The following is a 13,926-nucleotide window of genomic DNA, read 5'->3' on the forward strand; positions in this document are numbered from 1 at the left end:
AAAAAACGGGAACCCTCGCCCCGCCTTGCGGCCGACTCCGTAAGCTTGCCGCACGGGGGGCGGGTCGACGGTTTATTCGCCCCACGGGGGCCGATCTTGCCAGAAAAGAGGCCCCCCGGACGGGGCAATTAGACCGGTTGCGCCGGTCAGTATAGCGGCAACCCGCGAAGGCCCAAGCAAAAAACGGCGGTCGGCACGGGTTTCGACGACCGGAGGTCGTCGGCTATTGGCTAACGGCTCAGATGTCGTAGTACATGCAGAACTCGTACGGGTGCGGCCTGAGGTCGATTTGGCGGATCTCGTTCTGCCGCTTGTAATCGATCCAGGTGCTGATCACGTCTTGGGTGAAGACGTCGCCGCGGAGCAGGAACTCGTGGTCGTCCGTCAAGGCGTCGAGCGCTTCGGCGAGCGAGGCGGGGGTCTTCGGCACGTCGGAGAGCTCTTCGGGCGTGAGGTCGTAGATGTCCTTGTCCAAGGGCTCGCCGGGGTGGATCTTGTTCTGCACGCCGTCGAGCGCCGCCATCATCAGCGCGCTGAAAGCCAGGTAAGGGTTCGCGCTCGGGTCGGGGCAGCGGAACTCGATCCGCTTGGCCTTGGGGCTGGGCGAGTACATCGGGATGCGGCAGGCGGCCGAGCGGTTGCGCTGGCTGTAGGCCAGGTTCACGGGCGCCTCGAAGCCGGGGACCAGCCGCTTGTAGCTGTTGGTCGTGGGGTTGGTGAACGCCAAGAGCGCGGGGGCGTGCTTGAGGATGCCGCCGAGGGCGAACAGGGCGTCGTCACTCAGGCCGGCGTAGCCGCCGCCGGCGAACAGCGGTTCGCCCCCCTTCCAGAACGAGATGTGCGTGTGCATGCCCGAGCCGTTGTCGTTGTAGAGCGGCTTGGGCATGAACGTCACGGTGCGGCCGCCGCGGTGGGCGACGTTCTTGACGATGTACTTGTACAGGCAGAGGTTGTCCGCCATGCGCACCAGTTCGCCGTACTTCAGGTCGATCTCGCTCTGCCCGGCGGTGGCCACCTCGTGGTGCTGGCACTCGACGTCGAGCCCGCAGTCGATCATCGACTGCATCATCTCGTTGCGGAGGTTCATCAGCTGGTCGGCCGGCGGGCAGGGGAAGTACCCCTCCTTGTGCCGCAGCTTGTGGCCGAGGTTCGGCCCCTCGTCGGCGCCGCGGTTCCACTCCGCCTCGCCGCTGTCGAGGAAGTAGAACGCCTCGTTCGGGCGGTGGTCGAACCGCACGTCGTCGAACACGAAGAACTCGGCCTCGGGACCGATGTAGCACGTGTCGGCAACGCCGGTGCTCTTGAGGTAGTTGGCCGCCTTGCGGGCCACGTTGCGCGGGTCGCGGGTGTAGTCCTCACGCGTGATCGGGTCCTGCACGTTGCAGATCATGCAGACCGTGGGCAGGTCGGTGAACGGGTCGATGAACGCCGTGTCGGGCTCGGGCACGAGGAGCATGTCGCTCTCGTTGATCGACTGCCAGCCGCGGATGCTCGAGCCGTCGAACCCGAGGCCCTCTTCGAAGACCGACTCCTCGAGCTTGCCCACCGGGATCGTGAAGTGCTGCCACAGCCCGGGGAAGTCCATGAAGCGGAAGTCGACCGCCTTGACATCCTTCTCGCGGCACAGCGTCAAAACTTCTTGCGGGGTCATCGCCGGGGGGTCTCGCATGCGGGGAGGGCAAGCGTCGGCGCGCGGCCGACAAAGGCTACTCGCCAGCGTAGCAATCCCCCGCCCGGCGGGCAATGAACCGCAAGGGCTCACGGCTCGCCATGGCCTTCGGTTGGCGACTCACGCCGACGACCCCGCCGCCAAGCACGCCTCAAGGTGCTCCGCCACAAAGCCGGCCAAATCACCCCGCGCCAGGTCGTCTTGCTCGACGAACTTCAGCCGCACGGTGTCGCGGTCTTCGCGATCGACGTTGAGCTCTTGCTCCACGCCGAGCTCGGTGATCTGGCCCAGTTGGAAGGCGCCCTTCGGACCGTTGAGCGCTAGCTCCACGTTCTCGGGACGCTTGGTCACCAGCGTGGCCCACGGCTCGGTGCGGCCGGGGACCATGCGGTGCACCAGCACCTTGTTGTTCCAGAGAAACTCCCCCTTGGGCGACGACTCGGCGACCATCTCGAGCAGCTCCTCCAGCAGCTCGGTCGACCAGACGACCTTCTTGCCGGGCGCAAAGCCCTTGCGGGCCAAGTGCCACTTCTGGCCGAGCACTTTCCACGGCATCAGGTCTTCGGGGTTCTGCTCCACGCGGGTGGCGAACCGCTGGAAGCCCTCGACCGCCTTCTCGACGAATTCCCAGAAGGCGGGCTTGTCGAGCTCCCGCATCGTCAGCGCGGCGATCTGCACCTCCTGCCAGGGGCCACGGAGGTTCTTGCACTGCACGCGTGGGCCCGAGCCGTAGGCCTCGACGTCGTCCAGATCGTTCAGCGATTTCAGCGCCAGGTCCATCACCAGTTGATCGCGTTGGAAGGTCTTTTTGGCGGTGCGGAACTTGAGCTTCACCAGCGCCCGCTCGCCGGTGAGGGCGTGGAAGAACCAGCCGTCCGATTTCTTCTGGCCGGTGATCTCGACGATCGAGCGGTTGTTCCAGTTGGTGGGGGCAAAATCACCCAACGACTGGATTTTCCGCTCCACGCGGTCGAGCAGCTTCCCTTCCCACAGGCAGGAAGACCCGTCCCGCGCAACGCGATCTTGGCAATGCCAGCGGCGGCCATCCTCTTCCCAGGGCATTTTGACCCCTTCGCCGACCTCGTCGAGGTCGAGATCGCCCTGCTGATCGGGGTCGTCGGCCGCGGGGTCGTAGAGCGGCCGCTCCTCATAGGGGCCTTCGGCGAGGATCGGGGCGAGGGCCAGGGCGGTGTGCGAGGCGGCTGCGGGATTCGGCTTGCCGTTCGCGGAGACTCCGGCGGCCGCGTCCTTCGATTTTTTCTTGCCCTTCTTGCTCGCCCTGCCGGCGCCCGCGGCCTGCATTTCCTCGACCAGCATCTCGGGCGTCCCCTCGACGACGACCTCGCCGCCGTGCTTGCCCGCCTCCGGACCGATGTCAATCACCCAGTCGCACTGCTTGATGACGTCGAGGTTGTGCTCGATCACCACCACCGTGTTGCCCATGTCCACCAGCCGGTGCAGCACGCCGAGCAGCTTGGCCAGGTCGTCGAAGTGCAGGCCGGTGGTCGGCTCGTCCAAGAGGTAGAGCGTGCGGCCCGTGTCGGGCCGGGCGAGTTCGGAGGCGAGCTTCACGCGCTGCGCCTCGCCGCCCGAGAGTGTCGGCGCGCTCTGGCCGAGCGTGACGTAGTCGAGTCCCACGTCGCACAGCGTCTTGAGCACGCGGCGGATCTTGGGGATGTTCGAGAACAGCTTGAGGGCCTCGGCGCACGGCATCGCCAGCACGTCGGCGATCGTCTTCTCGCGGTAGCGGACCGAAAGCGTGTCGGGGTTGTAGCGCTGGCCCTGGCAGACCTCGCACTCGATCCACACGTCGGGCAGGAAGTGCATCTCGACGCAGGTCTGGCCCGCGCCCTCGCAGGCGTCGCAGCGGCCGCCGGCCACGTTGAAGCTGAACTGGCGGGCCGTGTAGCCGCGCAGCTTCGCCTCGGGCAGTTGGGCGAACAGCTGGCGGATGAGGTCGAACGCCCCGGTGTAGGTGGCCGGGTTGCTCGAGGGCGAATTGCCCAGCGGCGTCTGGTCGACGCGGATCACCTTGTTGATGTGCGACAGGCCGCGGATGCGGTCGTGCTTGCCCGCCACGGCGCCCGCGCGGTGCAGTGTGCGGGCGAGTTGGTTGAATAAGATCTCGTTCACGAGCGATGACTTGCCCGAGCCCGACACGCCGGTGACGGCCGTCAGGACGCCGAGCGGGAAGTCGATGTCGATGTTCTTGAGGTTGTTGTGCCGGGCGCCCTCGACGCGGAGGGTCTGCGCCAACGAACGACGGAGCACGAACGACGCGTAGTCCTCGACGGTTTCCAGATCGCTGTCGCTCGTCATGAGGAACTCGTCGTTCTCCCGGCCGCCCTCCGGCGCGGTGATCCGTCGGTTCGACGGCACCATGATCGCCTTCTTGCCGCTCAAGTAGGGGCCGGTCACGCTCTTGCGTTTCTTCGAGACCTGCTCGGGCGTGCCGTCGGCGACGATCTGGCCGCCGTTCACGCCGGCGCCGGGGCCGAAGTCGATCAAGCGGTCGGCGCTCGCCACGACTTCTTTGTCGTGCTCCACGACCAGCAGCGTGTTGCCCAGGTCGCGGAGCTTCTGCAGCGCCTCGATCAGCCGGGTGTTGTCTCTCGGGTGGAGGCCGATCGTCGGCTCGTCCAGCACGTAGAGCACGCCGACCAGCCCGCTGCCGACCTGGCTGGCGAGGCGGATCCGCTGGCTCTCGCCGCCCGACAGGCTCGGCGCCGTGCGGCCGAGCGTCAGGTACTCCAGTCCGACGTCCACCAAGAACGTGACGCGGCTGGAGATCTCACGCACAATCTCGCCGGCGATCTTTTTCTCGCGCTTGTCGAGCTTCCACCCCTGTACTGTCGGCAGGAGTTCGCCGAGCGGCAGGTTGACGATCTGGTCGATCGTTTGGCTGCGGAACCGCACGGCCGAGGCGTCGTCGCGCAGCCGGCTGCTGCCGCACTCGCTGCAGTCGATTTCGTCGACGAGGTGCTCGAGGTGCGAGCGCAGCTTGGGCGAGAGACGCGAGGCCTCTTCCAGGGCGGGGTAGAGGCCCTTGAATTGGAACTTGAGCGGGGCGCTAGTTGAAGAACCGGCTTTGCCTTTCTTGCTTTTACTAACGCCTAGCGCCTCGTTACTCGCAGCTTCATCGAGCGTGACCCACTCGTCGCCCGTGCCGTAGAGCAGCACCCGGCGGTGGCGGGCGCTGAGGCGGTTGTAGGGCGTGTCCGTGGGCAAGCCGGTGTGCTCGGCGAGCGCGGCGAGCATCGCTTTGGACAAATCGTTCGACAGGTGCGGCCAGAGCAACACGGCGCCCTGGGCGAGGGTGAGCTCGTCGTCACGCAGCATCGACGCCGGGTTGGCGCCGGTCTGTGTGCCGAGGCCCTCGCACGAGGGGCACCATCCCAGTTCGCTATTGAACGAGAAGTTGTGCGGCGTGAGCGACTCGAAACTTCGGCCGCAACCGTCGCACGCCAGGTGCTGGCTGTGGCGGCGGGTGCGCCAACGCGGCTCGGCGCGCTCGTCCTCGGGGTACGAAACGAGCATCACGCCGTGACCGATCGACAGGGCCGACTCGACCGCCTCGGCGATCCGCCCGCGGTAAGAAGGCTTGACCACGATGCGGTCGACCACCACGGCCGCCTCGTGCCGCTGGCGGCGGTCGATGCGCGGCGGGTCCTCCAGGTCGTGCGTCTGGCCGTCAACCCGCACGCGCCGGAAGCCCGCCTTGCGGAGCTGGGTCCAGAGCTCGGCGTACGAGTCGTTCGGCGCCGGCTCGACCGGGGCCATCAGCTGCAGCTTGGTCCCCTCGGGCTCGGCCATCACCTTGTCGACCACCTGGTCGGAGGTCTGCGTGCCGATGGGCGTCTCGCACTCGGGGCAGTACGGCGCGCCGAGGCGGGCGAAGAGCACCCGGAAGTAGTCGTAGATCTCGGTGACCGTGCCCACGGTGGAGCGTGGCGAGTGGCCCATGCTGCGCTGCTCGATCGCCACGGCGGGCGACAGGCCCTCGATGTGGTCGAGCAGCGGCTTCTGCATCTGGCCGACGAACTGCCGGGCGTAGGAGCTGAGGCTCTCGACGTAGCGGCGTTGCCCCTCGGCGTAGATCGTGTCCATCGCGAGCGACGACTTGCCCGAGCCGCTCGGGCCGCAGAGCACGGTCATCTCGTCACGGGGGAACTTGGCGTCGACGCCGCGCAGGTTGTGCTGCCGCGCGCCGCGCACCTCGATGTGGGTCGCCTGCGGCGCCGCCCGCTTGGGCGCCTTGGCCGTCGGCTTGTCGGCCATCGTGCCGTCGAGCACCGGGCCGAGCGCCTCGCCCGTGTAGGAACGCAACGCGGGATTGTCACGGGTGTGCTCGACGAGCGCCTCGGGCGTGCCCGAGAAGACCACCTGCCCGCCGCCGGCGCCCCCCTCGGGGCCGATGTCGATGAGCCAGTCGGCGGTCTTGATCACGTCGAGGTTGTGCTCCACCACCAGCACCGTGTTGCCGGCGTCGGCGAAGTTGTGCAGCACGTTGAGCAGCATCTCGATGTCGGCGAAGTGCAGCCCGGTCGTCGGCTCGTCCAAGAGGTAGAGCGTCTTGCCCGTCGACTTCTTGACCAGCTCTTTGGCGAGCTTGATCCGCTGCGCCTCGCCGCCCGAGAGCGTGGGCGAAGGCTGGCCGATCTTCAGGTAGTCGAGGCCCACCGCGTGCAGCGTCGAGAGCTTGTGGTTGATCGACGGGATCGCCTCGAAGTGCTCGAGCGCCTGGCAGATGTCCATCTCCAGGGCGTCGGCGATGCTCACGCCCTTGTACTCGACTTGCAGGGTCTCGCGGTTGAACCGCTTGCCCGCGCACACCTGGCAGGTGACCCACACGTCGGCCAAGAAGTCCATCTCGAGCTTGTTGGCGCCGTTGCCCTCGCACGCCTCACAGCGTCCGCCGGCCACGTTGAAGCTGAACCGCCCCGGCTTGTAGCCGCGCCGCTTCGACTCGGGCAGCTGGGCGTAGAGGTTGCGTATGTCGTCGAACACCTTGATGTAGGTGCCCGGGTTGGAGCGCGGCGTGCGGCCGATCGGCGACTGGTCGATCGCGATGATCTTGTCGAGCTGGTCGACCCCCTCGATGCGGTCGTGGTCGCCCGGCTTGCCCTTGCCCTTCATCAGGTCGCGGAGCAACGCCTCGCGCAAGATGCTGTTCACGAGCGAGCTCTTGCCCGAGCCCGAAACGCCGGTCACACAGACGAAGGCGCCGAGCGGGATCTCGACCGTGACGTCTTTGAGGTTGTTCTGGCGGGCGCCCACGACGGTGAGAGTCGGGAAGCCCGCACTCCCCTCCCCTGCCGGGGAAGGGGGATCTTGCAGCCGCCGCGTCTTCGGCACCTCGATCTTCCGCTTGCCGCCGAGGTACGCGCCGGTGACGCTCTTGCGTTTCTTCGCGATCTCGTCCGCCGTGCCGACCGCCACGACCTCGCCCCCCTTCACGCCGGGGCCGGGGCCGAAGTCGATGAGCAGGTCGGCCGCGCGCATCGTGTCTTCGTCGTGCTCGACCACGACCACGGTGTTGCCCAGGTCGCGCAGGCGGGTGAGCGTTTCGATCAGCCGGTCGTTGTCGCGCGGGTGGAGGCCGATCGACGGCTCGTCCAAGATGTAGAGCACGCCGACCAGTCCGCAGCCGACCTGCCCCGCCAAGCGTATGCGCTGCGTCTCGCCGCCCGAGAGCGTCGGCGCCGTGCGGTTGAGCGACAGGTACTCCAGGCCCACGCCGGCGAGGAACCCGAGCCGCCCGCGCACCTCCTTGATCGCCTCTTCGGCGATCGTGCGTTGCGGCTTGCTGAGCACGAGGTCGGCGAAATAGTCTCCCGCCTCGGAGATCGACAGCTCGCACAGCTCGGGCAGGCTCTTGGTCGGGGCGCCGGCGAACGCCGGGTTGGCGGTCGTGATCTTCACGCCCCGCGCACGATCGTTGATCCGCTGCCCCTCGCAGTCGGGGCAGTCGATCACCCGCATGAACTTCTCGAGCTGGCGGATCTGCATCTGGCTCTGCGTAGAGCGGTACTTCTCCAGCAACTCGGGGATCACGCCCTCGAACTCACCGCCGTACTTTTGCGACGACTTGCCGGCGCGCCACGTGTACGTGATGTGCTCCTCGCCCGTGCCCCAGAGCCAAATGTTCTGGTGCTCTTCGGAGAGGTCTTGCCACGGCGTCTCGAGCAATGTCCCCTCTTCGAGCCCGAGCTTGCGCTCCATCGTGTCGGCCACGCCCTGGAAGATGTGCCGCTTCCAGCGGCCGAGGTCTTTCCATTTGTCGACCAGCGCAAAGCAGCCCTGGGCGAACGACTTCGTGGGATGCTCGACCAGCCGCTCGGGATCGAACGAGTAGAACTCGCCGATGCCGTCGCAGGTGAGGCACATGCCGCGTGGGCTGTTGAAGCTGAAGAGCTGCGGCGAGGGGGGCTCGAAGCTCAGCCCGCAGGCGTTGCAGGCGAAGTCGGCCGACAGCGCGATGTCGCCAGCCTGCAGGCCGGTGCGGCGCTTCTTGGCCGGTTTCTTGGCCGACGGCTTCGACTCCGCCGGCGCCTCGGCCGTGTCGTCCGCCTCGTCGTCCTCCTCGGGGGCGACGATCAGGGCGCCATCGCCAAGCTTCAGCGCGGCGTCGACCGCCTCGCCCAATCGGCCGCGGATCGAGGGGCCCGCCGTCAGTCGGTCGACCACCGCCTCGATGTCGTGCCGCACCTGCCGGTCGAGCGTCTGCGACTCGTCGAGCCGCACCATCCGCCCGTCGACACGGGCGCGGACGTAGCCCTGCTTCTGCAGGTCCTCCAAGAGATCGCGGTGCTCGCCCTTCTGCTGACGCACCACGGGCGCCAGCACGGCGAACTTGCTCCCCTTGGGCAGCGAGAGGATCTGGCCGATGATCTGCTCGCGCGATTGGGCCGTGATCCGCTCGCCGCAACTCGGGCAGTGGCCCTCGCCGATGCGGGCGAAGATCACGCGCAGGAAGTCGTAGATCTCGGTGATCGTGCCCACCGTGGACCGCGGGTTGTTGCCCGAGGACTTCTGCGAGATCGAGATCGACGGGCTCAGGCCCGAGATCAAATCGACGTCCGGCTTGGGCATCTGGCCCAGGAATTGGCGCGCAAAGGTCGACAGGCTCTCGACATAACGCCGTTGACCCTCGGCAAACAGCGTGTCAAACGCCAGCGAGCTCTTGCCCGAGCCCGACACGCCGGTCAGACAGATCAGCTGGTTGCGCGGCAGCGTAACATCGACATCCCGCAAGTTGTGCTCACGGGCGCCGCGGATGAGAATATCGGAAGCGGGCATATCGCGGCGTCGGCTTGGGGCCGACTAGCGGCTCGCCGAGCGGTGGGGGGTCGTGGGGAGGGGCGTTCCGTCGTCCCACGCGGCCACGGTGGTCGGCTCGCGCGGATCGAGCATTCTACGGCAGCCCCGGCAAACCGAGAAGGTTGGAGAACGAACATGCAGCGGATTTCGACGTCATTCCTTCAGGCGCTGCCGGCGCCCAGCCCTTTTTTCTTGCTGGCGGCGCTGCTCTCGGCCGCTTTGACGCTGGGAGAAGCCTCCCAGGCCGCGGCCGAGGGACGCTGGGCCAAGGCAATGGCCGGCTTCGCCGCGCAGGACGCCAGCGACCCGTATCCGCAGGGCGGCGTCGTGTTTGTGGGCAGCAGCAGCGTGCGACTGTGGGACCTGGCTGCGGGTTTCCCCGACGTCGCCCCGACGCCGCTCAATCGCGGCTTCGGCGGTTCGACCATCCCCGACGCGATCGAGCACTTCGACCTGCTGATCAAGAAGCACCAACCCCGGTGCGTCGTGTTTTATTCGGGCGACAACGATATCGCGGCCGGCCACAAGGCCGAGCGCGTGGCGGCGGACTTTGAAACCTTCGCCGCGAAGCTCCGCAAAGAGCTGCCCGAGTGCCGTTTGATCGTGATGCCGCCCAAGCCGAGCCCGAGTCGGTGGAAACGGGTGGAGGTCTACCGCGAGGCGAGCGCGGCGATCGAGGCGCACTGCCAGAGCACACCGAACTGCGAGTTCGTGGACGTCTGGCCCGCCATGACCGACGACGACGGCCTGCCGCTGCCGGAGATCTTCCGCAACGACAAACTGCACATGAACGAGCAGGGCTATGCGCTGTGGAACGAGCTACTCGGACCGCACATCGCGCCCCGCGAATAAGCCGCATCGGAGCGTTCGGCGGTAGCCGACGACCTACGGTCGTCGGAAGCAGCGCTAACGAGCGTGGCCCCTGGCGCAGTCCGACGACCGTAGGTCGTCGGCTACGGATGGCCGTTGTGCTGCTGCCAGCATCGTCAGAGCTGCGTGCCGATGGCGATCAGCACGGCGATGATGATCGCCGCCACAACGAGCGGCCAGGTGCGCACCTGGCGTTCTTCGGAATCGTCGCCCGCGGACAGGTTCGGGTCGAGCTTCGTCAGCGCCCGGGCGCCCTCCTCGCCGAACTCGTCGATCAGGTGCTGCAACATTAGCCCCTCGACGGCCCGCGCGCTGAACGGCCGGGCTTCTGGCTCCTTGGCCAGCAGGTGCAGGACCAAGTCGTCGAGCCACGCCGGGCAGTCGACGCCGCGATCCCGGAGGCTCTTGGGCTGCTTGTGCAGGTGCTGGTCCCACACCTGGGCGAAGTTCGAGCCTTGGTACGGCGGCTGGCCGGCGATCATCTCGTACATCACGCAACCGAGCGAGTAGAGATCGGCCTTGCCGTCGATCCGCGCGTCGGCCGTGATCTGCTCGGGAGACATGTAGAGGTACGTCCCCACGGTCATCCCCTGCTGGGTGATGTCGCTCGTGGCGAACGAGTCGCGCGCGATGCCGAAATCGCCCAGCACCAGCCCACCGTCTTGGTTGAAGAACAAGTTGCTCGGCTTCAGGTCGCGGTGGACGATGCCGTGGTTGTGGGCGTGCTGCAACGCCGAGGCGATCTGCACGCCGTAGGCCGCCGCCTGAGGCCAAGGGATCCGGCCCTTCGCCATGCGGCCTTTGAGCGACCCGTGCTCGAGCAGCTGCATGGCGTAGAAATACTGCCCATCGAGAACGCCGCCGCCGTAGTTCCGCACGATGTGCGGGTGGTTCAGGCGCTCCATGATCATGATCTCGCGCTCGAAGCGGTCGACGATCTTGGGATCGCCCGACACGCTCGGCAGCAAGAGCTTGATGGCGACCGGTTCTTCGAGTTCCGGACTGGTGGCCCGGTAGACCACGCCGACCGTGCCCGAGCCGATCTGCTTGCCCAACGTGAAGTTGGTCTTGGTCGGCAGGAAACGGAGTTTGCTGGTCGACATCGCAGGAGCGGGGCGAGCGATTGAGTGACGGGTTCGGCGCGTGGCGGTCGGGCCACCGCGATCGAGCGAAAGCCTATCATCCCCTGCCGGGGCCCGCGGAACAACCTCGGTCGCTGCCGATCGTGGCGCTGTATTGCGCCGCTGGCCATCTTTATTGTGCCCCCGGTCACCGTTATTTAGCCCCCGGTCAGTGACCGGGGGCTAAATAAAGATCGCCGGGGGCTAAATAAGCTTCAACTTTGGCTGAGCCTTTTCACCTCGGCGCCGCCCAGCAGGTCGTTCGTTTCTAGGATCCAGCCCTCGATCCGGTCGGCGAACGGCGAATCTTTGACCGCCTTGGCAAGCTTCTCGCTGTCCCAATCGCCGCAGTTCGACGGGTTGAGGCCCTCGAACCAGTGCCCGCCGTTCCCCAGCAGGTTGTAGCGCATCTGGCCGTATTCGGTCATGCCGTAGGCCAGGGCCAATCCGCGCAGCCAGAGGATCGTCGCCAGGTTCATCATGCCGGGGGTCCGCTCCCAGTCGGGCAGTCCCTCCAGGTACCGCTCGGCCACGTCGGCGCCGACCGCGTCGCGCATCGCGGCGTCGAGTCGCTCGACGATTGGCCCGGTCAGCTCCGCGGCGCGGTCGAGCATCGGCAGCGCGGTCATCTGCAAGTCGAAGTCGCTGGGGCACGAGGCGCCGATGCTCAGCGTGTGCACCTCGGGGCGCGCCAAGCAGAACAAGCAATTCATCACGAGCGGGTGGAGCGGGTCGCACAGCTCGACCAGCCGCTCGCTCGGCTTGTAGAGCCTGCCCCCTTTGTCGGCGGGGCTGATGATAAAGACGCCCAGGTCGCGCTCGGCGGCGGCCGCCACGGCGGGCCAGTTGCGCTGGTAGATGTAGTACCAATGCAGATTGACGTAGTCGAAGCCGCCGTGGGCCTCGGTGCGCACCGCGTCGAGCACCAGGTCGGGCGACGCGTGGGTCGAGAACCCGACGTGCCGCACCTTGCCCTCGGCTTGCAACCGGCGGGCCATCGCGAGGCAGCCATCCGGCTTGATCGTGTGCCAGTAGACCTCGTGGTTGTTGACGCCGTGCAGCCCCAACAGGTCGACGTGCTCCAGCCCGAGCCGGTCGAGCGACTCCTCGAACTGGTCGCGGAACACGAGGGCGTCGGCGTGCGGCTCGATCTTCGTCTGCACGATCAGCTCGTCGCGCGGCAAGGTCGGCAGCAAGACGCCGAGCTGCCGCTCGCTCGACCCGTAGCCACGGGCCGTTTCGATGTGCGTGACGCCCAGCTCCAGCGCGCGGCGGATCGTCGCCTCGAGGTTCGCCTGGTTGGCGGCCTCGACCTCGTCGAGCGGCATGTCGGTCCACGACTGCTGATAGCGCATGCCGCCGCAGCTGAACACGGGCATCTTCAGTTCGGTCTTGCCGAAGCGTCGGTATTGCATGGACGGCACGATAAGGCGTGTGGCGCGCAAGAAAAACCCCGGCCAAGCTTGGCCGGGGTTGTGGGATGTCAAACGGCTCGCGCGCCGAGTGCGGTCGCGAAAGCCCCGACCAAGCTTGGTCGGGGGCCGCGCCGCCCATCGGGACGCGCGGCCTGTCAGTTGCTCAGCGCCGCCTCGAGCTCCGACTCGGCCGATTCGAGCAGCTGCATGCCGCTCCCCGCCGTGTTCTTTTCGGCGGCGACGAACACTCCGTTCGACGCCTCCTCGGCCGAGCGGTCGCCGAAGCTGATGCCGAGCGCGCGGGCGGCCTTCACCGCGGCGCCCTGGGGGTCGACTTGGCGAATCTTGTGGACCGCCTCGAGGATCGGCACGCTGGTCATGTCGGGCGGTCGGCTGCAGATCATCTCGCCGAACCGGCCCTCGACGATCAGCCGCACCGCGTGGGCGCCGAACTGCGTGGCGAGCACGCGGTCGAACGTGGTCGGCTTGCCGCCCCGCTGCAGGTGGCCCAGCACGCAGAGCCGCGCCTCGCGGTGTAGCCGGCGTTCGATCTCTTCGGCCACGGTCCGCCCGACGCCGCCCAGCTTGACCTGTTGGCCGTCGCGGTGCTCTCCGACCATGCCCCCCTCGGGCAGCTCGGCGCCTTCGGCCACAACGACCAGGGTAAACTTTTTCCCTTGGCTCTCGCGGTGCAAGATCTTGTGGCAGACGTTGTCGTAGCTCCACTCGATCTCGGGCAGCAGGATCACGTCGCCGCCGCCGGCGATGCCCGAGTGCAGCGCGATCCAGCCGGCGTGGCGGCCCATCACCTCGAGCACCATGATGCGCTCGTGGCTGGCGGCTGTGGTGTGCAGGCGGTCGAGGGCGTCGGTCGCGCACTCGATCGCGCTGTCGAATCCGAACGTGAACGCCGTGGCCGACAGGTCGTTGTCGATCGTCTTCGGCACGCCGACGACCGGGATGCCGTTCTCGTGGAACTGTTGAGCGATGGCGAGCGAGCCGTCGCCGCCGACGCAGATCAGCCCGTCGATGCCGAGCTGCTTGACGGTTTCCTTCACGCCCTCGATCAGGTGCGGGGCGATCTCGACCCGGTCGTCGACGCCTTTGACGGCGGCGAAGCGGCCCTTGTTCGTCGAGCCGAGGATCGTGCCGCCCTGGCTCAAGATGCCGCGGGTGTTCGAGCCCGTGAGGTGCTTGTACTGCACCGGGTCGTAGAGCCCCTCGAAGCCCTTGAGGAACCCTACGCAGTCGTAGCCGAGCTGGTCGCAGCTCTTGTAGACGCCGCGGATCACCGCGTTGAGACCGGGGCAGTCGCCGCCGGAGGTGAGAACGCCGATTCGCTTGGTCATGATAAACGTCGCTCGCTTGTGCGGGGTGCTGCGGCGGCCACGCCGGTCGTCGGCGCGTCGCGGTCCGAGCAAGCGTAGGTCGCCGCCGCGACAGAACGCCGCGTCGACGAGCAACACGACGGGACCGTTGCCCGCATGAAGGCAGGCGCAACCGTCACAGCACGCAGGACAGGAGCAGGCGC

6 protein-coding genes are annotated in these 13,926 nt (G+C 67.2%); 1 reads left to right on the plus strand and 5 read right to left on the minus strand.

The features are described from left to right. Positions 1-238 precede the first annotated feature (238 nt). Together glnA and uvrA are read right to left on the minus strand one after the other, a co-directional pair. Positions 239-1,669 carry a type I glutamate--ammonia ligase gene (glnA, locus tag Mal64_RS09520; RefSeq protein ID WP_315852790.1) on the minus strand — a complete coding sequence of 477 codons (1,431 nt, stop codon included), beginning with the start codon at positions 1,667-1,669 and terminating at the stop codon, positions 239-241. A 120-nt stretch (positions 1,670-1,789) separates the two neighbouring features. Then, positions 1,790-8,968 carry an excinuclease ABC subunit UvrA gene (uvrA, locus tag Mal64_RS09525; protein ID WP_146399499.1) on the minus strand — a complete coding sequence of 2,393 codons (7,179 nt, stop codon included), beginning with the start codon at positions 8,966-8,968 and terminating at the stop codon, positions 1,790-1,792. 156 nt (positions 8,969-9,124) lie between these two features. Here uvrA and Mal64_RS09530 point away from each other — a divergent pair, with 156 nt between their 5' ends. Next, positions 9,125-9,841, plus strand: coding sequence for a GDSL-type esterase/lipase family protein (locus Mal64_RS09530; RefSeq protein ID WP_146399500.1), 717 nt, complete (start codon positions 9,125-9,127; stop codon positions 9,839-9,841). Between the two features lie 134 nt (positions 9,842-9,975). Here the strand turns inward: Mal64_RS09530 and Mal64_RS09535 are convergent, their stop codons facing one another. From Mal64_RS09535 to Mal64_RS09545, 3 genes are all read right to left on the minus strand, one after another. Further along, positions 9,976-10,962: a serine/threonine protein kinase gene (locus Mal64_RS09535; RefSeq protein WP_146399502.1), complete on the minus strand. Its 987-nt coding sequence runs from the start codon at positions 10,960-10,962 to the stop codon at positions 9,976-9,978. Positions 10,963-11,195: 233 nt separating this feature from the next. Continuing rightward, positions 11,196-12,395 carry an aldo/keto reductase gene (locus tag Mal64_RS09540; protein WP_146399504.1) on the minus strand — a complete coding sequence of 400 codons (1,200 nt, stop codon included), beginning with the start codon at positions 12,393-12,395 and terminating at the stop codon, positions 11,196-11,198. Positions 12,396-12,550: 155 nt separating this feature from the next. Further along, the gene (locus tag Mal64_RS09545; RefSeq protein WP_231993641.1) at positions 12,551-13,861 is read right to left on the minus strand and encodes a 6-phosphofructokinase; all 1,311 of its coding nucleotides are present in this window, start codon (positions 13,859-13,861) and stop codon (positions 12,551-12,553) included. Positions 13,862-13,926: the final 65 nt, after the last annotated feature.

It is taken from the genome of Pseudobythopirellula maris, from assembly GCF_007859945.1.
Classification (GTDB): Bacteria; Planctomycetota; Planctomycetia; order Pirellulales; family Lacipirellulaceae; genus Pseudobythopirellula; species Pseudobythopirellula maris.